Source organism: Pontiella desulfatans, from assembly GCF_900890425.1.
Taxonomy (GTDB): Bacteria; Verrucomicrobiota; Kiritimatiellia; order Kiritimatiellales; family Pontiellaceae; genus Pontiella; species Pontiella desulfatans.
In genome coordinates this window covers 342,264-364,196 of record NZ_CAAHFG010000004.1, presented here as the reverse complement: position 1 = coordinate 364,196, position 21,933 = coordinate 342,264, and the positions used below count along the sequence as shown (strand labels likewise).

23 protein-coding genes and 1 tRNA gene are annotated in these 21,933 nt (G+C 52.4%); 21 read left to right on the top strand and 3 right to left on the bottom strand.

The window, feature by feature from the left end; translation table 11 throughout:
• Nucleotides 1–131: 131 nt before the first annotated feature.
• Entirely contained in the window at nt 132–776 is a 645-nt protein-coding gene (locus E9954_RS27135) for an acetate uptake transporter (RefSeq protein WP_136082437.1), read from the bottom strand.
• A 1,153-nt stretch (nt 777–1,929) separates the two neighbouring features.
• Between E9954_RS27135 and E9954_RS27130 the strand changes: the two genes are divergently transcribed.
• From E9954_RS27130 to E9954_RS27050, 18 genes are all read left to right on the top strand, one after another.
• A tRNA-Lys gene (locus tag E9954_RS27130) sits at nt 1,930–2,005 on the top strand.
• A gap of 195 nt (nt 2,006–2,200) precedes the next feature.
• Nucleotides 2,201–3,346: a hypothetical protein gene (locus tag E9954_RS27125; RefSeq protein ID WP_136082436.1), complete on the top strand. Its 1,146-nt coding sequence runs from the start codon at nt 2,201–2,203 to the stop codon at nt 3,344–3,346.
• A 156-nt stretch (nt 3,347–3,502) separates the two neighbouring features.
• A complete protein-coding gene (locus tag E9954_RS27120; RefSeq protein WP_136082435.1) occupies nt 3,503–3,691 on the top strand; it encodes a helix-turn-helix transcriptional regulator in 189 nt (62 codons plus the stop codon).
• 63 nt (nt 3,692–3,754) lie between these two features.
• The gene (locus E9954_RS27115; protein WP_136082434.1) at nt 3,755–4,003 is read left to right on the top strand and encodes an SH2 domain-containing protein; all 249 of its coding nucleotides are present in this window, start codon (nt 3,755–3,757) and stop codon (nt 4,001–4,003) included.
• Nucleotides 4,003–4,893: a hypothetical protein gene (locus E9954_RS27110; RefSeq protein ID WP_136082433.1), complete on the top strand. Its 891-nt coding sequence runs from the start codon at nt 4,003–4,005 to the stop codon at nt 4,891–4,893. Before E9954_RS27115 ends, E9954_RS27110 begins: the two co-directional genes overlap by 1 nt.
• A 210-nt stretch (nt 4,894–5,103) precedes the next feature.
• A complete protein-coding gene (locus tag E9954_RS27105) occupies nt 5,104–5,670 on the top strand; it encodes a hypothetical protein (RefSeq protein WP_136082432.1) in 567 nt (188 codons plus the stop codon).
• Nucleotides 5,671–5,681: 11 nt separating this feature from the next.
• Nucleotides 5,682–6,359 carry a hypothetical protein gene (locus tag E9954_RS27100; protein WP_136082431.1) on the top strand — a complete coding sequence of 226 codons (678 nt, stop codon included), beginning with the start codon at nt 5,682–5,684 and terminating at the stop codon, nt 6,357–6,359.
• Between the two features lie 116 nt (nt 6,360–6,475).
• Nucleotides 6,476–8,086 carry a DNA polymerase gene (locus E9954_RS27095; protein WP_168442630.1) on the top strand — a complete coding sequence of 537 codons (1,611 nt, stop codon included), beginning with the start codon at nt 6,476–6,478 and terminating at the stop codon, nt 8,084–8,086.
• Between the two features lie 71 nt (nt 8,087–8,157).
• Nucleotides 8,158–8,559: a hypothetical protein gene (locus tag E9954_RS27090; protein ID WP_136082429.1), complete on the top strand. Its 402-nt coding sequence runs from the start codon at nt 8,158–8,160 to the stop codon at nt 8,557–8,559.
• A 45-nt stretch (nt 8,560–8,604) separates the two neighbouring features.
• Entirely contained in the window at nt 8,605–8,961 is a 357-nt protein-coding gene (locus tag E9954_RS27085) for a hypothetical protein (protein ID WP_136082428.1), read from the top strand.
• 41 nt (nt 8,962–9,002) lie between these two features.
• The gene (locus E9954_RS33165; protein WP_222847016.1) at nt 9,003–9,392 is read left to right on the top strand and encodes an IS630 transposase-related protein; all 390 of its coding nucleotides are present in this window, start codon (nt 9,003–9,005) and stop codon (nt 9,390–9,392) included.
• The gene (locus E9954_RS33160; RefSeq protein WP_222847015.1) at nt 9,373–9,939 is read left to right on the top strand and encodes an IS630 family transposase; all 567 of its coding nucleotides are present in this window, start codon (nt 9,373–9,375) and stop codon (nt 9,937–9,939) included. Before E9954_RS33165 ends, E9954_RS33160 begins: the two co-directional genes overlap by 20 nt.
• A gap of 135 nt (nt 9,940–10,074) precedes the next feature.
• Complete coding sequence (locus tag E9954_RS27075) at nt 10,075–10,497, top strand: hypothetical protein (RefSeq protein WP_136082427.1); 423 nt, start codon at nt 10,075–10,077, stop codon at nt 10,495–10,497.
• Between the two features lie 72 nt (nt 10,498–10,569).
• Nucleotides 10,570–11,397, top strand: a complete 828-nt coding sequence (locus E9954_RS27070) for a PD-(D/E)XK nuclease family protein (RefSeq protein ID WP_136082426.1) — start codon at nt 10,570–10,572, stop codon at nt 11,395–11,397.
• Between the two features lie 394 nt (nt 11,398–11,791).
• The gene (locus tag E9954_RS27065; protein WP_136082425.1) at nt 11,792–12,220 is read left to right on the top strand and encodes a JAB domain-containing protein; all 429 of its coding nucleotides are present in this window, start codon (nt 11,792–11,794) and stop codon (nt 12,218–12,220) included.
• Between the two features lie 206 nt (nt 12,221–12,426).
• Nucleotides 12,427–13,347 (top strand): ArdC family protein, encoded by a 921-nt coding sequence (locus E9954_RS27060; RefSeq protein WP_168442629.1) that lies wholly within the window; start codon nt 12,427–12,429, stop codon nt 13,345–13,347.
• Entirely contained in the window at nt 13,347–13,541 is a 195-nt protein-coding gene (locus E9954_RS27055) for a hypothetical protein (RefSeq protein WP_136082423.1), read from the top strand. The genes E9954_RS27060 and E9954_RS27055 overlap by 1 nt, the downstream gene beginning before the upstream one ends.
• Nucleotides 13,542–13,573: 32 nt before the next feature.
• Nucleotides 13,574–14,647, top strand: a complete 1,074-nt coding sequence (locus tag E9954_RS27050) for a hypothetical protein (RefSeq protein ID WP_136082422.1) — start codon at nt 13,574–13,576, stop codon at nt 14,645–14,647.
• Nucleotides 14,648–14,887: 240 nt separating this feature from the next.
• Here the strand turns inward: E9954_RS27050 and E9954_RS27045 are convergent, their stop codons facing one another.
• The gene (locus tag E9954_RS27045; RefSeq protein ID WP_136082421.1) at nt 14,888–16,393 is read right to left on the bottom strand and encodes a sulfatase-like hydrolase/transferase; all 1,506 of its coding nucleotides are present in this window, start codon (nt 16,391–16,393) and stop codon (nt 14,888–14,890) included.
• A 91-nt stretch (nt 16,394–16,484) separates the two neighbouring features.
• Entirely contained in the window at nt 16,485–17,972 is a 1,488-nt protein-coding gene (locus E9954_RS27040; protein ID WP_136082420.1) for an alpha-L-fucosidase, read from the bottom strand.
• Nucleotides 17,973–18,625: 653 nt separating this feature from the next.
• Between E9954_RS27040 and E9954_RS33155 the strand changes: the two genes are divergently transcribed.
• The 3 genes from E9954_RS33155 to E9954_RS27030 all read left to right on the top strand — a co-directional run bounded on the left by E9954_RS33155 (nt 18,626) and on the right by E9954_RS27030 (nt 21,928).
• Nucleotides 18,626–19,204 (top strand): IS110 family transposase, encoded by a 579-nt coding sequence (locus tag E9954_RS33155; protein WP_222847337.1) that lies wholly within the window; start codon nt 18,626–18,628, stop codon nt 19,202–19,204.
• The gene (locus E9954_RS33150) at nt 19,205–19,684 is read left to right on the top strand and encodes a transposase (RefSeq protein WP_342793906.1); all 480 of its coding nucleotides are present in this window, start codon (nt 19,205–19,207) and stop codon (nt 19,682–19,684) included. It begins immediately after the preceding gene.
• A 543-nt stretch (nt 19,685–20,227) separates the two neighbouring features.
• Nucleotides 20,228–21,928: a sulfatase family protein gene (locus tag E9954_RS27030; protein ID WP_136082419.1), complete on the top strand. Its 1,701-nt coding sequence runs from the start codon at nt 20,228–20,230 to the stop codon at nt 21,926–21,928.
• Nucleotides 21,929–21,933: the final 5 nt, after the last annotated feature.

Below are 21,933 nucleotides of genomic sequence, written 5' to 3'. Positions count from 1 at the left end.
ACCTAAAGAAAAACCAAAAACGAAACCCGAAATGCCGCCCATCCGAACCAAACCCTTCGGGCATTCGAACTTCGGCATTCGTTCGGGCTTGTATGACGCTAGCTGAATCTGCCCTGGGGCAGGATCCGGGGCTATGCCGCCGGGCTGCCGGACAGGCCTGGCATGGTTTCGGCAGCGGGATTCCTGGAAGCGCGGGGTTGGTATTCGCCAATCGGCAGAACAACGGTTCCGTGGGCTTCGTTGATGATCTCGGCCATGGCCAAATAGATTGCGCTCGCGCCGCAGACGATACCCTCGAAGCCGGCGACGATTCCAACCGTGTGCGCCGTGTGTTCCGGAAGCCAATGCTCCAGCGCGAGTAGGAAAAACAAAACCGTCAGCGACGCGAAGATAAACTGGAGCGCCTTGTTGGCCTTAAGCGTCCCGACGAACATCAGCGCGGTGAACAGGCCCCACATAAAAAGATAACATCCAACGAAACCGGCTGGAGGCGCGGTCGCGAGCCCCAGCTTCGGCATAACCATCATCGCAACGAGCGTCAGCCAGAACGCGCCGTAGGAGGTGAACGCGGTCATCCCAAAGGTATTGCCTTTTTTATATTCAAGGATCCCCGCGATCATCTGGGCAATGCCGCCGAAGAAAATCCCCATCCCCAGGATCATGCTCCCGACGTCCGGGAAAAACCCGGCGTTGTGAATGTTGAGGAGGACGGTCGTCATGCCGAAGCCCATGAGGCCAAGCGGGGCGGGATTCGCCAACGGATCTTTTTGGGTCATTTTCAAGTGCCTGTTTTTTCGTTGTTAAGGGATTAAAACCACCAGGAAGCCGGACGTTGTAGAACAAAGGCGCCGGTTTACCAAGCGTTAGATTCATAAAACACACATATTATGGGGTTGTTTATATGCATGGTCTCTACGCACCAGGTGTGCCACTCCCGAAGAGGCAGCCCTCCAACTGTCACAAAGTCCTTGTTCGCTTGGTTTAGCAAGGGTTTCGCCATTGGGCCATTCCGGCGGATGGCGCGTTGCCGGTTCGGAAATAATCGTCATGGAAAGCGCTTTTTCGAACGGGGAATCGAACTAACTGGATCAAGGGCAGGCGGATCTGAATTAACTGACGAATATTTCCGGTTCACCCCGATATCTTGCAATGGTTGCCGGGTCGGCTTGCGCTTTAAAAAGCCGGTGCGGCGGTGAGGGATTCCGGAAAAACAAAAGGCTCTACATAGAATTTTGGCCTCTTCACGGAAGAGCGTCTTGAGCTGGAAAAACAGGGAGCTGTTTCCGGCCGGGGATCCCTGCATGCCCTTCCGAACCCCTTTGAATTCGACCCGGGCACAGATCGAAACCCACCACAGGATGTTGCAGTTATGCTGACGGCCGTCAGCATAACTGCAACATCGGGGTGGGGTGGGCTTTTCCAGCTTAGATGAAACAAAACGGCGAGGAGCACCGTTCCGCGGCACTTGGACGACAGGGGGCCGAAATGCTTTTCATAGTGCTTCAGCCAGTGGGGCATGGTGGGCTTGAGGCGTTTTCCGCAGAGTTGGCCGGACCGAAGCCTCAGGGTTTTCAGGGCCTTTTGCAGTTCCGGCGAGTCATACTCGCCTTTGCGTCCGCGTTTGCCCCTGGAGGGCTTCAGCGAGCCGTTGAGCAGCCGCATACCGTGCAGACCTCGTCGAGCAGGCGGGGCTTGAAGGCCTATTTCGCGCGCTTGTAGCGGCGTGTTTGCACCGCGATGTATTCCATTCTGGTTTCGCAACTCATCTTGTATGCAGGGTGTGATTTTTTGTGAGTCAACGAATCCTTTCCGCCCGCATCCTATCGGATGCTTCGGTGTCATTTAATTTGAGGCAACTCGGTACCAAACAAAACCATCAATTATCATTGCGTTAACCGGGCTGAGTCTCTACTTTCCTGCCTTTGCGTTGGAAGCGTAGCTCAGTCGGTAGAGCAGCTGACTCTTAATCAGCGGGTCTGGGGTTCGAACCCCCACGCTTCTACCACTATAAAAACCTCGTAATTAACAAGTTACGAGGTTTTATTTTTGTATTCGTAAAGGGCCGGGTAGTGCAATAACGGCATTAAATGCAACCAATATACGGTATTTCGTTGCATTTTAGGTTGCATCGGGATTTCCTGATTCTAATTCTCTGATACTTCAATTTGTGGTAACGGTATGGGATCAAGGGAGAGCATTTGTGTCTGAAAACTATATTCGGAAATATGCTGCAAGAGTTCTTACGTACAAGGATCTGGTGGCAAAATATGCTGGTAGTGACGCTTTGGCTTTAAGTCCGGGCAGAAAGACATTTCAGCAGGTCTTCAGGGAGGTTGAGATATCGTTGACGAAGCCTCGCCTTCCGTGGGATGCCACCGAGGTATTCGAGGAGTTGGAACAACTGCTTCAGAGTTCTGCGTATGACTGGAACAAAGAGGTCGAGATCTATGTTAGTAGTATCTTCCCCTCCGTCCCTCCAACATGTCCGAATGAGGATGGGGATGGTGCTCGGGTCGCACACTCGGTTGGTGCGGGCAGAGCTTTTACGCTGGCGAAGCAAATGGTTCAGCTTGACTACATGTTCACAAAGCCTCCGAAGAAGTGGAGGGAGTGGAATCTGTTGACGCCCACGGCCTATAATGCAGTCGCCACAGAGGATGCGGTTCGGTCTCTCATAGAAGACCACGGGAAATACCTTCTGCCGTTTTGTGATGGGAAAGGGTGCCTTCACGCACCTTCGTATAACGAGCTGCTTGGTTATATGGAATTCGAGTTATCGGCAAATTCTTCCGACGTGCATCTGCAGAAAGAGGCATTGTTCAAGGCGGTATCAGTCTTCCAGGAGTACGGGCTATATTGCATCCGGCTAGGAGAAAAATCAGAATGGGACCGGGATTTTTTTAGGTTTGAGCGCCCCGATCTTATTAATGGCCGTACTGTTGTTGGAGTAACCGGTACTGTGCGGATCGTAATGCCCTCAGGATACGCCGGAGTTGGATTGAAGAATCACTTTCCGCATGAAGCCTATAGGGTTGTATGTGCCCAGGTGAATTCAGTGACCGGTATTGAAAAAGCTGCTACCAAATCGGGGAAGCTTTCTGATGATCAGCTATTGGAAGTTGTTAATATTGTTTACCGCTCTTTGGAGGGGCGTGACAGCAAACTTCGGAAATCGCAGGTAATAAGAGAACTAGACGCTGTATCCAACGAAATGTGGAAGAAGACAGTGTCCTCATCGTCTATCCCCGAGGTCAGGACGAGACAGTATTGCGTACGGTTAAGGCGGATCGATGCTCGGTATGAGCAGGCCTTCAAGGCTTGGTTATCCAAGCTGAAACACGGGTAATCCATTTAGGGTGATGCGTATTTCGGTGCATCTAAAAATATGCATAACCATGCCGATATAGTGCATATATGCATGATATTGAAATGCCGAGAACAGCCCCTATTGTCCTTCATCAGTTGAACGCGTTGTTCAACGTAACCCCGAAAGGACAAAGTAATGAAAATAGAACCGAAGTACCTAAAAACGGTATCACTGGCAAAGATGCTGAACCTATCCCCCCGGTATATCCGGCAGCTTGTTGCAGATGGACGGCTGCCCTATGTGAGGGTTGGTGTCAGAACGATCCTTTTCGATCTCGAGCAAGTCAGAAGCTGGATTGATGAACATCGGATTGGAGCGGCGTAATGAGCGGACAGAGTAAAATACGTAGTAACAATCGATACGCATTTGAACTTAAAGGAGTTATCCATGAGTAAGTCCAAGAAAAATCAGTCAGCAGCAACGGAAGCGGTCAAAAGTGAATATCGGCCTTTGCTGCTAGAATTAGAGGTCGATGTCTATGACCTAGATCATTATGTGATCCGGGAATTAGATGAAGGTGATGAGTACACGTGTACGAGCCTTGAGCAGCTTCGTAATACTGTGGAGGCCCTAACAGACCATGTTATAGGGAATTCTGACCGTATCTGCGGTTCAATAGCATTAGGAGATCTCTAATGGCTGTAGAATGGAAAGAAAACCCAAAAGCTAAGTCTCTCGTCCCTACACAGGAAGCATTGTTGTTTGCGGGTCATATTGGAGGCCGGCTCAGGGAGGAGGCTGTATTCTCATTTGTTGCCAGTAAAAGGTCTGATGGCAGAATGGCAACTAGACAGCTAGTTAAAAGCTACGTCGAAAATGGTTCCTCCGTCTTACATATCCAATATGTGGGAAATAGGTGGATTTTTGAAAAGGAGTTTCCCTTGTCAAAGGGGTGGAAATCCGACAAGCCACCGACGCGCGTTCAATTCACCATTACTGACAATTCCGGTGTACTTGGTCCCATAGTCCCATCGGTGAAGATATTTCGGCCAGGATCTGAGTTCCACCTGAAGTACCTCATTACCTCTCAGTTTTTTGAGGTGATCATCATTGAATGTATTGGTGATGTGCTGGATGAATCGGATCAGAAAAATTTCCACTACCGCCAGCTGGCCAGGGATCTCCTTTACGCTGCCAGAGGGAACCGCGTAACGATCATAACTGTAAATGAGATCAGGGAGAGTCTTCTGGATGCATCACCCACGGAAATGCCGCAGAAAAACTGGGCGAAGGGAGTGTCGCCATATGCCGAAAAGCTTACCGATGAATGTCTCTTCATCGGTAACAGCGGGGGAGATGACAGTCCGCAATGGCTATGTAATCCGGTGCGCGGTTCCAGTGAGCTTGTTTGGGCTGATAAGTCTGAAGGTGTGTTCAAAAGCGTGGGGCAGCTCGGTGATTATTATGAAATCGATGGCGATGATTTCGTGCTGACCGAAAAAGCGCGTCAGTTGGGGCTGTTGTCCTGCGCCGACGTCGCCGACCACATTGAGCTCGAATCCGGTTCGTGGAAGGAGGTGGCGTAGTGAGTGCTCCTCTGTTCAAAATTACCGTAGACCCTGTTGGTCCAGGGCTCATGGGGGTGAAAGCGTCCCATCGCGGCAGAAACGTACATAAAGCCGTTTTTGACTGCGCCGGTTGCCTGACGCATGAACTCGAAGCCCTTGTCGCGGTTATCGGCGAGGCGGTTGCCCCGTCATCGGCGGGTTGTTCCCCTAACGCAGGAGGGCTGATACATGATTCATAATCCAGACTATGACATGTATACCGGCCTCCGTCGGTTGGATGAAAGCACCGGGATACATGATATCCCGCGGGATGAGCGCATCGATATTGCTACGAGGGGGTTCGTTCCCCCCTTCGCAGCTCTGATTGCATGTGCTTACCACCGGAACCTGCACATGCATAAAAGGCTGCGCATAGGAGTGATCAAGGGGGCCTGCCAATACCGGGAGTCGCTCCTCCGTCTGGGCGGTGACAACAAGGCCTTGTTGGATGAATTCTTCTGGGAACCGGATGGAAATGTCGCTGCAGAACAACAGGCGTGGTTTGAAGAACTGCTGGATTTATCCAGAGAGGGTGCAGATCCCTGTCAGTGGCCTCTCCAGCGTTTCGAAGACGAGGTTGCCGAGGTGATTGAAATGTACCTAGCGGCTCGTGGTAAGGGTCTGGCAACGGAACCGGCAACCGTTCTCGCTGTGAACGACGATGTTATCGATGCAATGTACGAGGCACATGCCTGGTTGCGTCGATATTATCCAGAGCTTCTTGAATCCAAACCCAAAGCGGCCGTTGCTGCGTAACCATGGAGAATATGATGGATAATCAAAATGACCATGATACGCAGGTGTCGCCGGGCGGTGACGTAACCGTGGTGGAGGAGGCCGTTGTCGGCCCCTCCGCCGACTTCAGTGTCGGGGCCGATGAACCGGCTCCGGTGCCGCTGTCGGCCAGCATGGCGGATTACGCACTTGATCAGGATTGCGCTGCCGGCATCACTGAAACCGTGCAGTGTACCGTGTCGATCGCGAAGCCGAAGAAGCAGGAGTTTGTCAGCCCCTGCCCAGATTCCGGCGCGCGTATGACGTGCTACATCATGACCGATGACGAATCCGGTGAGCACTACGTTCTCCATCCTAAACTGATGGATGAGTTCGCTGATGAGTGCCGGAAGATGGTGCTGGTGCCCTATAAGCTGGTTGATGGCAGTGTGCGCCTGTGGCCGGTCGGGCTGCCGGATGAAACCGGCAACTGGAACACCTGGCATAAAAGCGCGCATGTCATCGCCGGTAAATACGCGGGGAAATGGGTTCGTGTCATAGCCGTGCGGGGTATCGGTGCGTACAAAGCGCAGGAACCGGCTTCCCGTCCACAAGCCCCCGATTGGTCGGATGTCGATATCGCAGGGTTGTACGATGATGTGCTGCGGGCGTCCGCCATCGATAACGAGGATCATCCATTCCTTAAAAAGTTGAGGGGAGCAGATTTCTGATGGCGTGGTGTGACCCGTACGACGAGATCTGGGTGGTCGACTTTGAATACCGGTGTCCTTCGGGGCACCGGCCCTTCGTGGTATGCATGGTGGCTAAGGAGCTGCGGTCGGGGAGGGTGATACGTCTGTGGCGTGATGATCTCCTTAAACTTGACCGTGCTCCTTTTGCTGCTGGCCGCTCGTCGTTGGTCATCGCGTATTACGCGGCGGCCGAGATGTCATGCTTTTTGGAGCTGGGATGGCCGCTACCGGTCAATGTTGTCGATCTTCATGTCGAATTCCGCTGTGCCACTAACGGCGTACCAGTTGCTCATGGCAACGGCCTGGTCGGTGCCTTGATATATTTTGGTTTGCCGGTTACGGGCCTCGATGACAAAGACGAGATCCGCTCACTCATTATAGATAACTGTATCTACACCGGTGACCAGCGTAAACGTATACTCGAATACTGCGAGAGTGATGTTAGCGCAGCTGCCCGGCTTTGGGAGGTTTTGTGCGATAGCCTGACAGATCCGTACTGTCGGTGGCGCGGTGAATACACCAAGTCCATTGCGGCCATGGAGCGCCGGGGCATTCCCGTCGATGTCGAAAAACTGGATTACATTTCAGAACACCGTTCGGAAATCGTAACGGCGTTGATAACCGAGGCTGAACAGCGGTTGGGATGCCGCTTTTTTATTGATGACTGCTTCAATACCCGGTTGTTCACTGAGTGGGTTCGTGTAAGGGGCATCGACTGGCCGCGCCTGGAATCCGGTGCGCTGGCACTAAACGATGGTGTTTTCCGCGATATGGCTAAGGTTCACCCGGACGTCGATGTCGTACGCACATTGCGCCGTACCCTGATTCAACTGAGAAATAACAAACTCGCTGTAGGCCCCGATGGCCGTAACCGCTGCATACTCTCGCCATTCGCGTCGGTTACAGGTCGTAACCAACCATCGTCCTCAAAGTTTATCTTCGGGCAATCAAAGTGGCTGAGGTCTGTTATCCGTCCTGAACCCGGTAAGGCCCTGGCCTATATCGATTGGGATCAGCAGGAATTCGGCATTGCGGCGGCTCTGTCCGGGGATAAGGCGATGATGACGGCCTATGACAGTGGCGATCCCTATTTGGGTTTTGCCAAGCTTGTGGGAGCTGTGTCGCCGTCGGCAACTCGGGAGACGCATGGTGCTGAACGCGACATCTATAAGACCGTTGTTCTTGGTGTGCAGTACTCCATGGGCGAGGCCGGTTTGGCTGCGCGGTTGGCATGCAGTCGGCTCGAAGCCCGTAACTTGCTTAAACAGCACCGTGCGGCCTTTTCCCGGTTCTGGCAGTGGCAGGAGCGCGTTGTGAACTCGGCGATACTCACAGGGCGTTTGCGGACGGTATTTGACTGGCAGCGTGCGGTACCGGCCGATGCCAACCCCCGTTCCCTCGCCAATTTCCCCATGCAGGGTAACGGCGCGGAGATGATGAGGATGGCGGCGGTGCTGGCGACAGAGGCCGGTATCGGTATCTGTGCGCCCGTGCATGATGCATTCCTTATCGAGGCCGATGCCGATAGCGTTGATAGCGACGTGGCTTGTATGCAGTCGTGTATGACGAAGGCATCCGCCGCTGTACTCGGTGGATTCAAGCTGCGCAGCGACGCCGAGATCGTGCGGTACCCAGACCGATTTGATTTTGGTGGCGAGTGGGTGTGGGACGTCATCAACCGGAGCCTCGACCCCTATCAGATCTGATAGGGGACCCCTATCAATTCTGATACCCCCGCCCAATCTTATAATATATCTATTAGATAGTAGAGAGTGTGATGGAAGGCCTGAGAGATAAATTTGCTTTAGATGACGTGGTTGATACCGGTGCCGGTAACGATGTCGATACCGCTGTCGGCGGCGGTGATGTCGGTAACGTGGCGGACGCCCCGAAGACGGATAACGAACTCTTCATCAAAGGACCTCTGCCGTTGTCGTGGGTGACCGCGGCAGGGGCACTGGGAGGAAAATGCCTGCATACGGGGATGATCCTGTGGCACCACCATGGCCTTAACCGCGGGGAATCCTTCCAGATCAGCCACAGGCGTCTTTCAGAGCACGGGGTGGGCACGGAGCTGACTGCGAAGCGGTCGTTGGACAGGCTTGAAGCCAGCGGCCTTATCACCGTCCGGTTAAAGAGCGGTCAAAGAAAAGAGATTGTCATTAACGCTGCCGGATAGATCCGTGCAGCCGAAAACAGATTACATAGAAAGTAGAGAAGACGAATGAAGAAGAAACAGACATGGATATGCGAGACGTGCGGCGGCGAAATAACCGATGCCAAAGACGGGTGGGTGGAGGCACGGTTGTTCCACATGAAGTTGTTGCCGCCACGATTATGCCATAGGAGGCAGGGGTGTATGCCTACTCCGCGTAATACAGCTTGGAGCCACCACCTGGATCGTTTCCTCGGGCGCTCGGGCGTACGGGTGATTGATGACGCTGTTGACACCGGCTTTCTGGCGAAGGGTGACGCCTGTGATCTGAAGAAAAAGCTGGGAATCGACGGCATTTACGTCCCGAAAACGCGTAAAACGGGCAGAATAACGCCTAAAACAGGCTGCCTAGAGCATTTTAAATAATTCTATAGCCATTAGATGAGTCATTGTGTAGAGTTCTTTGCATGAGCACTCTATCACTGGATCTACGCCAGAGAATTCTGGCCACCTACGATGCCGGAGAAGGAACCCGGCAGGACATTGCTGACCGATACAAGGTATCGCTTGGTATGGTAAAGAAGCTCCTCTCGCAACGGAAGCGAACCGGCGATATCGCCCCGCTTCACAGCCATTCAGGAAGAAAACCCTACTTCACCCAAGAGCACCGGAAGCAGATGAAAACGCTGATTGATCGGCAACCTGATATCACGTTGTGGGAGATCCGAGAGCAACTGGAGCTCGATTGCACGCTGCCTGCCATTCACTATGTACTCAAGGACATGGGGATGAGCTTTAAAAAAAACGCTTCACGCCAGCGAGCAAGGGCGCGAAGACGTGAAACTCGCACGGGCTGAGTGGATGGCCATGCAAGGGCAACTTGACATTGCTCGGTTGGTCTTTATTGATGAGGCTGGAGCCAAGACCAATATGACTCGGCTGTACGGACGCTCGCCGAAAAATGAGCGGGCTTACGATCACGCCCCGCATGGCCATTGGTGTACCACCACCATGATCTCCTCCATTCGTTTCAACGGAGAAACAGCCTGCATGGCGATTGATGCCGCCACAAGCGGCGATGTATTCCGTGCCTATGTCGAACAGGTTCTAGCTCCGACTCTTCGAGTGGGCGATATCGTTGTGCTTGATAACCTCTCGGCTCATAAGGACAAGGCTTCGTTACAGTTGATCGAAGAAGCTGGGGCAGAGGTTTGGTTCCTTCCGCCCTACAGTCCTGATCTCAATCCCATCGAAAAGATGTGGAGCAAAGTAAAGCAATTGCTTCGCGGGGAAAAAGCGCGCTCCCTGGAATCTCTGTTTGATGCGATCGGCGCTGCCTTAGGGTGCGTTAGTGCGGCGGATGCTCAAGGTTGGTTTGCCTCATGCGGCTACAGTTTAAATTAAATTGCTCTAGGTTAAATTGGAGAGCAAAACGGGAAAAATAATATAGAGAGGTTCTGCACACAGAATCTCAGTGAGTGGGCTGTTCGGCATTGGTGCCAGCAGCCCTTTTTCGTAATTAACCATGGAGGTAATATCATGCCTACGAGATTGACGGCGTCGGTAGGGCGCAAGGAGCCTGGAGATCGTGAGTTCTCCAGTAAAAGCTATCATGCATCGTTGGAAAAAGAATTGCCGAGTGACCTGAATGCGGAGCAGTTAAAGTCTGAAATTCATCAGACATATGCACGGTTGGAGCAGGCCATTGACGAGCAGATATCCGGAAAAGTAACGCGGCTCCCGCAACGGCAGGGGCAGCAAAGGCGTCAGCGTGCGCCTGAAGGGCCAGCCAGTCAAAAGCAGACCGCCTACCTGCTCGATTTGGCAACCGCGCGGAATGTGACGCTGGCGCAGCTGAATGCCGAGGTGCAGCAGCGGTTCGGGGTCGATTCAATTTACATGCTGGATAGAGTTTCATGCAGTAAAATGATTGATCACATGCAGCAGCAGAAGGCGGCGTAGTTAATAACATGACTGTAACAGCCCCGTTGTCCCCAGTGGACGGCGGGGCTGTTATGTATATGGAGAAAACAAATGAAGTTGGAAGAGTTAAGAAAACGCCCGCATTGGAGCTACAGCAGTTTGCAGTCCTTGTTGTTTATCTGTTCGTTGGCCTGGAAATTCCAGAAGGTGGATAAACTGAAACCCAGCCATACTCCGGTCAGCCTTGCGTATGGAAGCTGTTATCATAGGGTGTTGACGACGATGTATAACGGTATAATGAAAGGTTCGCCGTTGTCGGTAGATGACGTGGCCGAGCTCTTTACCAGTGACTGGCGCAGTACGGTGGGTAAGGAGAATGTCCGGTATGGCAAACTGGATGCCGATGGCATAGAGGAGCAGGGCAGGAAGCTCGTGAGGCTCGCGTATGACCACGTTGATCCCGATGAGGAGGTCATTAGCATCAGCGAGGTGTTCGCGGTACCCGTGAGGTATAATGGCCGTTTCATGTCCAAGCCTCTAGTAGGGGAATTCGACTTGGTAATACGTGGTAAGGATGGCGCTCCGGTGGTGGTTGACTGGAAGACGAGTGCGACCCGTTGGGCCAAGAACCGGGCAGGAAAATCCCTGCAGGCCACGGCCTACTCCTATGCCTATAGCATGAAGCACGGGGAGAACGTTGGTGTCCGTTTTGACGTGGCCGTTAAAAATGTCCGACCTGTATTCGAACAGCACAGTACGATGAGAGGCACCGGAGATTGGAACCTGTTGTCGAAGCTGGTGGCTAAAGCGGATGCCATAGTGGAGCATGGATTGCATTACGCGAATCTGGATTCGTTTGGGTGCAGTGGATGCCCCTATGCCGGAGCGTGTGCGGAGTGGTGCAGGTCTGCGGAAGAACCGGCGGTCATGGCCGCGTAGGCAAAATGCCAAAACCTTCTGGACCACTTACACAAAACCTTCGAAATCGCGGTTTCCGGCATGCGATTTCGTGCATTTTTCGGGGCTGAGTGGGTTTTATTTGTCACGGATGACAGGCGTTTTCGGCGTTTGTCATCCGTTTTTCTTCTCATCGGCCTCCGAAATGTTCCGGGATCACCGTGTTTGACCCGAAGATTCACCAGTGAACATGGGGGTAAACGCGAGTTTCCTCGAAAACGGTTGGTTTAGCCCTCCCGGAACCCGCCTAGGAATTGGTGCGTTGATAAAAACGTCAGCTGCTCAAAAATTCCAATATGCCAAAACCTTGGCTCCATTCACCGATCACGGTTTCTACGCATCGATTTCATAAACATAACATAAGGAGAAAAATAAGATGGTCCTACGACTGGAAACTGAACTGATGGTTCGTGAATCGGAGATAGACGGTACGCTGATTACATCACCGGAACATGTGGAGAATTGCCTGGGGGAACTGAAGAGCGCTGCCCAGGAATGCTTCTGCCTTTTGGCCATCAACGCGAAGCAGCGGCTCATTGAGAAGCATATCGTTTCGCTGGGCACATTGACCTCTGCACTCGTACATCCAAGAGAGGTGTTCCGATGTCTGCTAATGTGCAGCGCGGCGTCCGTGATCCTGGTCCACAACCACCCGTCTGGAGATCCAGCTCCGAGCGCCGAGGACATCAAGATTACCAGGCAGCTGGTGAGTGCCGGGGAGATTATGGGGATCAAAGTTTTGGATCATGTGATCCTAGGCGAGACCGCGCTGTCCCTGCGTGAAGCAGGTCTCGTAAAGTTCTAGGTTATTATGTCGAGACTTGTTCTAAGCAAGGCAGACTTTTGGAACGCGTTCCAAAGTTTAGTACAGGACACGAGGCCGTCCCCAGGGGCGGCCTCACCCTTATTCCGCCAAGCGTGACTACCCCTGGGAGACATGAGGAAGCCGGCGGCCATCCCCGATGGAGGGATGGCCGCCTTTAATTTTAACAACCAATGAAAGGAGGCGCCATGAGCGCTAAGATTAACGAAATGGTCGTGCAGCGTTTGATCGACCGCATCAATGAAACGGGCGAGTTGCCCTGGAAGAAGCCGTGGACATCGGTATCGACGATGCCACGGAACCTGGTGAGTAAGAAAAACTACCGGGGCGTGAACGTGTTCCTGTTGCACATGATGGGGTTCAGCTCACCTTGGTTTTTGTCGCTGAAGCAGGTCAACGCACTCGGTGGTCGGATCCGTAAGCATGAAAAAGGCAATGTTGTCACATTCTTCAAGATTATTGAGAAGGACGATGACACGGCTGATGACGGTAAACGGTCATTCGCAATGTTGAGGTATTACAAGGTTTGGAATGCAGCGGAGCAGTGCGAAGGGCTCGACGGCAAGGTACCTGAAGTGGAAGTGCCGAAGCGGGTACATACGCCGATTTCCGAGGTGGAAGCGGTGGTCGCGAATATGCCGTGTCCTCCGCACATTGTACATGGCCGGAGGCAGGCGGCATCGTACTGCCCGCCGACCGATACGGTCAGTATGCCGTCACCGGAAACATTCGTTAGTGGAGAAAGCTATTTTTCAGCTCTCCTGCACGAATGTGTTCATGCGACCGGCTCTGCGAAGCGATTGGCCCGCAAGGCCATCATGGAGCCCAATCGGTTCGGCAGTGATCCGTATGCCAAGGAAGAGCTTGTTGCCGAACTCGGCGCGGCGTTCCTCTGTGGCCACTGCGGCATTCTGCCGAAGACCGAAGAGAACTCCACTGCCTACCTGAAGGGCTGGCTGGCTCGGTTGAAAGCCGATCCATCCATGCTGATCACCGCCGGTAGTCAGGCACAGAAAGCCTATGACTATGTCCTTGGCAATCTCGAGGAAAAGGCTATGGCAGCTCAACCGGTTGCAGACGGCATGGTGGCCGAAAGGAAGGCGGCTTAATGGACTACGAAAAGCAACTGCTGATCGAAGCCCGTGCCGCCATCCGGCAATTCCCCGGCCACCGTTGCGAGATCATCGATCTCTATACGCTGGCTGTCGGGGAGATAGAAGAGGGGGGATCTGCCGCCCATGAATATGAACTGTTCATGGACAGCATCTCCGCCATCAGAAAAGAAACGTTAACAGGAGCATAAAATGAAAACAGAAACAGTTAGTGGGGTTTGCCATGTACGACGATGATTACGACGAATATGGCGATTATCCTCCGCGTCCGCGGCGGCCGGTGCGAAGGCTGCGCGTTTCCCTCCAATGGAAATTCGCCCTCGGCGCACTGCTGGTGCTCATGCTGGTCTCGCTGCGTTTCTGCAGTAGAGGTCGTCAGAAGCCGAATACGGAGCTTCCGCGCACGCAGACCGTTAAAGTGGTCAGCTGGCAGGAGGTCGATGTCCGTATCCGGGCGGCTGTGCTTTCCGCCCATGACAAGGCGGTCAGGCATGCAGAGACCGCAGTGGGTCAGTGGATAAGGCAACTGCGTTCCAGGACGGACGGGTATTGTGAATATGTACTGTCATACTGGAACCAGAATGCCTGGGCCATGAAAAGTATTGGGTATGTATTGGCTGATCTCCCGCCGGTTGAAGCATTGGCAGGAGAGCAACCGAGTGCCCGTGAGCGGTTGGGGAAGCAGATTGAGGAGGCGTATGCCGCCCGCGTCCTGCAACCCCAATCCGCCCAGCTCAAGGTCGAGGCCGTTACCCGTGAATGTATTGAGGTCTACTTGTTGGAATTGAGCACCCAGCTCAAAGGCCTTCAGGCTGATTTTATGATACCGGATATGGAATGGGAAAGGCACCTCGCCAACGTCTCCGACCTCACGTTGGCCATAATAGAGGGCGGGCCTAGGCAGGTGCCGGTTGTTACCAAGGCCACCATTGCCGGTGGCGGTCTGGCCGTGGCGCGGGTCGCCCGGGCATCCGCCGGACAGGTAAGGGCGTTGGTCTTGAGGACGACCGGCAAACACCTAGTTGAAGGCGGAGCGGGAATGGTAGGGCGAAAGGTGGTCCGCGGTGGAGCCTGGTGGCTGGCTGTTGGATTGATGGCCTGGGACGTGGTGGACCACGCCCGGCTCCGTCATGAGAATGAACCGGTTCTCAGGGCCGCGCTCAATGGCTACCTGGATGAACTCGAGTTGTATGTCCTGCATGACCCCGATGCCGGAATCATCCAGACCCTGGAACGGGTACAAAGGGAAATGCTGCGTGAACTCGAAGAGTCCGAAAGCGGGAAAGGAGAACCATGAAAGCCATTGCATGGTGGACAGCGCTGATGAAGCGCAAGGCGGCCTAGGCCGCCGGGAAGAAGGCGGTGGAATACCCATCCCTTCTTTTTTGCTGACAAAAGATGGGGTATGGGTTTGTAGGCACCCTAAGTTCAAATCCAATCAGGTCGACCAGTTGTAGGCAACCGAAGTTAAAATCCAACTAGACCGAACACTTAAGGCATTATAAAACACTGAATAAGACCTTTGGGCTATTGAAGATCAATGAGCCGCTTTTTTTGATTTTGAAGGCGCTGCTTTTTTCCAGCTGGTGACCGGATCGTTGTAGTCGAGCGGGTCGTTCAGGTCGGTACTGAGGGCAAGAAGTCCGGACCGCAGCTCCTTCATTTTGGCGGCATATTCAGGATTCGTGGATAGATCCTTCATTTCGAAGGGGTCTGATTTAATGTTGTAGAGACGTTCACCATCGCAGGTGGGATAGGCGATATATTTCCAGTCGCCTTTCTGAATCATACGCTGCTGATTTTTATAGGCACCGTAAATGGAGTCATAGTGCTCCGCTTTTTTACCTTCAAGCAGCGCTTTCAGACTTTTGAATTCGACATAATCGGGAATCGGCGCACCGGCCAGCTCCAAGCTGGTCGGCATGATATCCTGGAGGTAGATCGGATTTGTATTTTCGGTCCCTTTGTCAATATTCGGACCAACGACCATGAATGGAACGCGGACACTGTGATCATACATATTCTGTTTGCCGATCAGCCCGTGTCGTCCAACGGCCAGTCCATGGTCGGCGGTAAAAACGATATAGGTATTGTCGGCTTTTCCTGATTCTTCCAGGGCTTGGAGAATGCGACCGATCTGGTCATCCATGTGTGTGATGAGGGCAAAATATTCCTGACGATGTACTTTTACAGCGAACTCGGTGCGCGGGAAGGGGGCGAGGGCCGCATCGCGCAGACTTTTTCCACAGCCGATTTCATCCTGGTATTTATAGGCCGGAACAAAGTTTTCCGGCAACTTAATGCGATCAAGTGGGTAGCGATCAATATATTCTTTCGGAGCCTGCCGCGGATCGTGGGCTGCGTTGAATGCGACATACATAAAGAAGGGTTCTTCGTGTTCTTTTGCATCGGCAATGAAATCGAGTGCATCATCAGCCACCACTTCGCTCCAGTGTTTTCCGCCTTCCCAGAAGCCGCCGTTCGAGGTATCCCAGGGTTTCCAGCCGTTTTTATAATCCTCTTCATCCACCGGACGGAAGTATCCGTAATGCTTTGGCTTGATCCCATCGGCGGATCCCTGACGCCAGAAGTCTCTCGGCATGCCGGGGCGGTCATTGGCCGCTACATCGAAAATGTCCGAAGGCTGGGCTTTAACATGCCACTTACCGGTCATATAGGTGCGGTAGCCGGCTTTATTCATCAGCTGCGACCACATGCGACCGCCTTCGACTTCTGCTTTCATTTTCGGGCCGGTGTCGTGCTGATAGGTGCCCCAGACGAAACGGCCGGTGTTGAGCATGGCACGGCTGGCCACACAGACGGCCCCGTTGTAGGCGCCCATGTTGTAGGCATGCGTGAAGGTGGTGCCGGCCTCAACCAGGCTGTCCAAATGGGGGGTGTCAATGTCGAGTATGTCGAAAGCACCGATCGTTTCATAGGAGAGGTCATCGGCAAAAATAAACAGGATGTTGGGTTTTTCGGTTTCAGCCACGGCGCAGATACTTGCGGCGGCCACTGCGGCAATCAACAGGTGTTTAAACATGGTGCTCTCCTAACGGTGTTAAATTAAAAATTCCAACCTTTGGATAGTCCAAAGGCTGGAAATGCCACGAGGGCGATGAGATGTAATTAAACTATTTTTTGAACCCGATTTTCAAGGCATAAGCATAGTCACACGGTTTTTCATTGGGGAACCAGACCTGGAGCCCATCGGCATGATTTTCCCATTTCAGATCGCCTTCATGCCCGAGCATTTCAACGGAAACCACTTCGGTTATCCGGGTATTCATGGCGGTAAGGTTTGGAAGTACAACCGGTTTTTTCTTCGCGTTGTGCCAATCCAAAACAAAGGCATAAAGGGTATCGCCTTTCGTGGTATAGCGGAAATCTTTGGCAGTCATCGGTGATTCCAGGTCTTTGTGTCCGATTTCATTATGCCCTTCGCCGAACATATACCAGGGACGGGTGCCGTAGATCGCTTCGCCGTTGACATCAAACCAATCGCCGACCTTGTTCAGCAGTTCGGTGGCTTCTGCATCCAATGTGCCATCGGCTTTAATCGGAATATTCAGCAGCATATTTCCGTTTTTGGAAACGATATCGATCAGCTTGTCGACGACGAGGTCGGGTGTCATATAAGGGGTGCCTGCTTTATAGCCCCAGGACCCGATGGAATCATCGGTCTGCCAGGGCTGTTCGAGAATGCTTGCGGCTTTACCGCGCTCATAGTCGAGGGTGGCAATGCCGTCGGCATAGAGTCCCTGCCATGGACGCTCTTTGATGCACATGACGCCTTCCGGCCGGTTATTATAAAAATGAGCAATGACATCCATGCCGGTTGCTCCGGCGTCTTCACCGCGGAAGGGAACGGCACAGTCATAATAAAGATGATCCGGTTCATAGTCATCGATCAGCTGTTTAATGCGCTTGGCCCAGTTGTCGCGCCACTCCTGTGGAGCATCGAACGGGGCACGCGGGTGGGTGCTCTGTCCGTCATTGGACGGATAAAGGCCTTTGGCTTTGCCCTGGGCTCCATCATACGGAACGCCTTTTTTGGGTCCTTCTGTGTCCGACTGGTTTGCCGTATTCAGCCAGCTGTAGGAGCGGGAGAGGTGGGTGGTGACCCCGAAACGGAGACCGGCTTTGTGCGTGGCATCTTTCCACATCTGAATCAGGTCTTTTTTCGGACCTTTTTTGACCGAATTCCATACATGATACTTCGAGTCCCAGAGGTCAAAGTTATCGTGGTGCACCGCGCAGGGGGTGAAATATTTAGCTCCTGACCGCTTAAACAGAGCCAACAGCGCATCGGGATCAAAGTTTTCGGCTTTCCACATCGGGATGAAATCGGCGTAGCCGAATTCAGAAGGGTGACCGTAGGTCTTCAGATGGTGCTCATATTCAGGGCGACCTTCAATATAGAGATTACGGGCATACCATTCGCCCTGTTCGGCAACGGAATAGGCGCCCCAGTGCAGATAAATGCCGAACTTGGCATCACGGAACCAGTCGGCGCATTCATACTGCTGCAGCGATTCGACGGTATTTACAAATTTCGGTTTATCTTCTGCCCACACCGCAGTAGTGGTGGCAAGCGCCAGCATTGTCATTGTTAATTTCATTCATCCATCCCGGTTTAAGGTTCTGCTGTAAAAAATGGTTTAACTATAGAACTCCACGTAAGGATCGATTTTATACATAAATCATAAAAAACACAAAAAAGGTTCTTCGAATATTTTCATGGTGAAGTTGGTGATTTCAAGTTCCTCCGTCTCTCCCATCGGAACATTATTAGCAACTAATCAAACAGGCGGGAATAATTGAGAGATCTGCAAGAACAGGAGGCTTCAAAAAGAGGCAGCCACAACCCAGGCACGCTTCATCGCGACGGAACCATGAAGGGAGCATTAGTTGCTTTTCCTACATTCGTTGGTTGCCGCTTCGCTGCCGTCGCGTTGCGCCAGCCTCACTTCGTGTCCATTCATTCGTTGCCACTAAAATCTCACGAAGAACCAAAAAAGGACAGCTTCGTGAGGAGGCTGTCCTTTGTGTCTTCCAATCTCTGGAAACTATTTTCCTGAAAGTTGAGCCGTTGGTTTAAATTCGGCAAATGTACCGGGCTGATCTTCCAATTGTTCAATGAGCACTTTTTTAAGTTGCTGCAGCTGTAGATAGGATGAGAAGGCAGTCAAGAGAGGTGTCCGGCCTCCATACGAGCTGTGATAAAATCACGCTCAACCAAAAAACGCACTCAAGGTGCAACAGGAGACCGGACATGAAAAAACGTAACACAATCGGAATGGATATGGGAGATCGTAAACATCGCATTTGCATACTTGACCCTGAGGGCGAGGTGGTTTCGCGCAACTCGGTTGGCAACACCGCGGCGGCGATTCGTAAATGCTTCAAGAACCAAGCGCCTGCTTTGTTTGCCATTGAGGCGGGTACGCACTCGGCCTGGGTAAGCCGGGTACTTGAGCAGATGGGCCACGAGGTGCTGGTGGGGAATCCGCGTAAGTTACGCGCAATCTGGAGCAGCAATGAAAAATGTGATGAGCGCAACGCCGAAATGCTTGCTCGCATCGCCCGCGTTGATCCGAAGCTTCTATATCCAATAACGCACCGCGGAAGAGAGTCCCAGTTTGACCTACTCAATATCAAAGCCCGTGATCTACTGGTGAAGACCAGGAAGATGCAGATCGCCCATGTCGGGTGCGTGGCCAAGGGATTAGGGGAGCGCGTGTCTAAATGTTCTACCAAAAGTTTTCATAACCATGCCGATGAAGAGCTCTCCGCGGAAGTGCTCGAAGTTCTAGCACCCGTGCTCGAAAGCATTAAGGAGCTGAGTGCTTAAATCACCGAGTATGAAAAGGGTATTCGAGAGATCAGCAGAGAAAAGTATCCCGAAACCGCAACGCTGCAAGCGGTCGTTGGAGTGGGGCCGATCACCGCTCTGGCCTATGTACTCACGCTTGAAGACCCAAAGCGGTTTTGGAAGAGTCGGGATGTAGGGCCTTTCCTCGGACTGGTTCCCAAACGGGATCAATCGGGGGATACGGATAAGCAATTATCCATTACCAAGGCGGGTAACTTTGCACTACGTCGGTTGCTGGTCGGTTGCGCCCAATACATTCTCGGCGCATTCGGTCCGGAGTGTGAGCTGCGAGAGTTCGGGCTGAAGCTGGCCGAGCGCGGCGGGAAGAATGCCAAGAAGCGTGCGGTTGTTGCCGTGGCGCGGAAGCTCGCTGTGGTGCTGCACCGACTCTGGTTGGATGAAGCGAGCTACGATCCCTTCTATCAACTATCACGAAAGCAGTTGAGTCACGCGGTTTAATTTTTACCCAACGGAAGTTCAACTAACAGAGATCATTTAAAGGAGACAACGGCAGGGTATCGAAATCAGCTAACCATTTAATGTCCCGTCCGGGTAACTGCGAAAGCGTTCTTGAGCCAGAACCGAATGCTTAGGTTCACCGAAAAAGCTCGTTCTGTAGATAGCAGCGCCCAATGACGGACCCTACCGTGCACCGGATCATAAGCAGATCCATTAAGAGTGCGAATAAGAGCAAGACAGAAATGGGGAAGCAGAGCATCGGAATCTGCCTCGCCGGATTATTGAAATTTGACATGCCTTCTCATAAGAGTTAACGCTTAACCTCGAAGAGGAAAGCGTTTACCGGACGCTGCAGGCAACGTTTCACTCTCGTAAATGTTCTCTACCCAGACCGACGTCAAAAGGTTTTGATTCCCGGAGGGAGCTTTTTTCATCAAACTGAAGGGGTTGTGCGCAGTTAATTTTATTGAGAAAACTCCGTTTTGGGGGCGTCTTTTGAATAGATGCGGTAAAAAGGCATCCAATATTGAATAAGGGATCAGAATGAATACGATTAAATATCTTTTAGCAGTTTGGGTCATTGCAATGCTCGGTGGGAGGGCCCTGGCATCAAAACCGAATATTCTCTTTATTATGTCGGACGACCATACCTCGCAGGCCATCGGGGCCTACGGCAGCCGGTTGGCGAAGCTGAATCCGACGCCGACGATCGATAAACTGGCCGAAGAGGGCGTGGTGATGGAAAATGCCTTCTGCCATAATGCCATCTGTACACCAAGCCGCGCCTGCATCATGACCGGGCAATACAGCTCCATTAATGGATGTCCGACGCTGAACGATCCGCTGCCGGAGGAAAAGCAGTACCTGGCCCATGAAATGAAAAAGGCGGGGTATCAGACAGCGGTCATCGGTAAGTGGCATCTCAAGGCGCTTCCGACCGCATTCGATTACTACAAAGTCCTGCAGGGGCAGGGGGACTACTTTGATCCATTCTTTTTTGAAACCGGAGCGACCGGTGTGATCAAACGGCAGATGACCTGGGGCAATAAACCCTGGAAAACCTTTGAAGGTGCCGTGGAGATGAAAGGCCACTCTACCGACTGCATTGCGGATTCCGCGCTGGAATGGTTTAAAGAAAAACGCGATCCGGATCAGCCGTTTTTCCTGAAGCTGCATTTTAAAGCCCCGCACGATTATTTTGAATATGCCCCGCGGTATGAATCCTATCTCGAAGATGTGGAAATTCCGGAACCTTCCAATCTTTGGAAACGGGAAAGCAACGGATCGATTGCCACGCGCGGTCACAACGATGAACTGCTGCCCTACATTGGAACGTCGGTCGGTCGCCGCAACCTGCGCCGGAATTATGCCGAGGACGAAAAAACGCCGTGGGCCGACAAGATGGATCACAGCCTGAATGATGAAGATATCAAACGTCAGGCCTACCAACTTTATCTGAAAGCCTACCTTCGCTGTGTAAAGGGGGTGGATGACAACCTCAAGCGTGTTGTTGATTACCTGAAGGCGGAAGGGCTCTATGATAATACCGTCATTATGTATACCGGCGATCAGGGGTTCTATCTCGGCGAGCATGACTATATTGACAAGCGCTGGGCTTATGAAGAATCCATGCGCATGCCGTTTATTGTACGCTATCCGAAATCCATTCCTGCGGGCAGCCGTACCGACGCCATGGTCGAAAATGTGGACTATGCACCGACGATGCTGGAGTTTGCCGGGGTGGATACGCCGGACTATATGCAGGGGCGCAGTTTTAAATCGATCGTTGAATCGGGCAAAGAGTCCAATGATTGGAAAAAGGCCGCGTACTATCATTATCAGATGCATAAGTCGGCCCATGATAATCCGGCGCATATCGCCATCCGCACCAAGCGCTATAAACTGATCCTGTTTTATGGAACCGGATGGAAGGGCGAGTCTGAGCCCGACACCCCGCCTGCCTGGGAGTTGTATGATCTGAAGCAGGATCCATCTGAAAACAACAATGTATACGACAATCCGGAATATGCTGAAGTGGTTCAGGAGCTGAAAGATGATTTGAAGGCGTTGCGGAAACAGTACAAAGTGGATGGATCTGAATTTGCGTATAACAAGGTGATCAATGAATTCTGGGAATATGGCGAAGCCGAACGGACCCGCGCGATCGAAATTTCCAACCAGATGGTGCAGAAGCATAAAGACGGCACCTGGACGCATAATGTGAAGCGTACGCCGAAAAAGTAAAAATA

Bases quoted from the DNA above. Each gene is read 5' to 3' on its own strand.
- E9954_RS27110 (WP_136082433.1), top strand. From the start codon at position 4,003: ATGGCTGTAGAATGGAAAGAAAACCCAAAAGCTAAGTCTCTCGTCCCT.
- E9954_RS27120 (WP_136082435.1), top strand. From the start codon at position 3,503: ATGAAAATAGAACCGAAGTACCTAAAAACGGTATCACTGGCAAAGATG.
- E9954_RS27090 (WP_136082429.1), top strand. From the start codon at position 8,158: ATGGAAGGCCTGAGAGATAAATTTGCTTTAGATGACGTGGTTGATACC.
- E9954_RS27085 (WP_136082428.1), top strand. From the start codon at position 8,605: ATGAAGAAGAAACAGACATGGATATGCGAGACGTGCGGCGGCGAAATA.
- E9954_RS27040 (WP_136082420.1), bottom strand. From the start codon at position 17,972: ATGAAATTAACAATGACAATGCTGGCGCTTGCCACCACTACTGCGGTG.
- E9954_RS27030 (WP_136082419.1), top strand. From the start codon at position 20,228: ATGAATACGATTAAATATCTTTTAGCAGTTTGGGTCATTGCAATGCTC.
- E9954_RS27115 (WP_136082434.1), top strand. From the start codon at position 3,755: ATGAGTAAGTCCAAGAAAAATCAGTCAGCAGCAACGGAAGCGGTCAAA.
- E9954_RS27100 (WP_136082431.1), top strand. From the start codon at position 5,682: ATGATGGATAATCAAAATGACCATGATACGCAGGTGTCGCCGGGCGGT.
- E9954_RS27135 (WP_136082437.1), bottom strand. From the start codon at position 776: ATGACCCAAAAAGATCCGTTGGCGAATCCCGCCCCGCTTGGCCTCATG.
- E9954_RS27075 (WP_136082427.1), top strand. From the start codon at position 10,075: ATGCCTACGAGATTGACGGCGTCGGTAGGGCGCAAGGAGCCTGGAGAT.
- E9954_RS27055 (WP_136082423.1), top strand. From the start codon at position 13,347: ATGGACTACGAAAAGCAACTGCTGATCGAAGCCCGTGCCGCCATCCGG.
- E9954_RS27050 (WP_136082422.1), top strand. From the start codon at position 13,574: ATGTACGACGATGATTACGACGAATATGGCGATTATCCTCCGCGTCCG.
- E9954_RS27045 (WP_136082421.1), bottom strand. From the start codon at position 16,393: ATGTTTAAACACCTGTTGATTGCCGCAGTGGCCGCCGCAAGTATCTGC.
- E9954_RS27065 (WP_136082425.1), top strand. From the start codon at position 11,792: ATGGTCCTACGACTGGAAACTGAACTGATGGTTCGTGAATCGGAGATA.
- E9954_RS27060 (WP_168442629.1), top strand. From the start codon at position 12,427: ATGAGCGCTAAGATTAACGAAATGGTCGTGCAGCGTTTGATCGACCGC.
- E9954_RS27070 (WP_136082426.1), top strand. From the start codon at position 10,570: ATGAAGTTGGAAGAGTTAAGAAAACGCCCGCATTGGAGCTACAGCAGT.
- E9954_RS27105 (WP_136082432.1), top strand. From the start codon at position 5,104: ATGATTCATAATCCAGACTATGACATGTATACCGGCCTCCGTCGGTTG.
- E9954_RS33155 (WP_222847337.1), top strand. From the start codon at position 18,626: ATGAAAAAACGTAACACAATCGGAATGGATATGGGAGATCGTAAACAT.
- E9954_RS33165 (WP_222847016.1), top strand. From the start codon at position 9,003: ATGAGCACTCTATCACTGGATCTACGCCAGAGAATTCTGGCCACCTAC.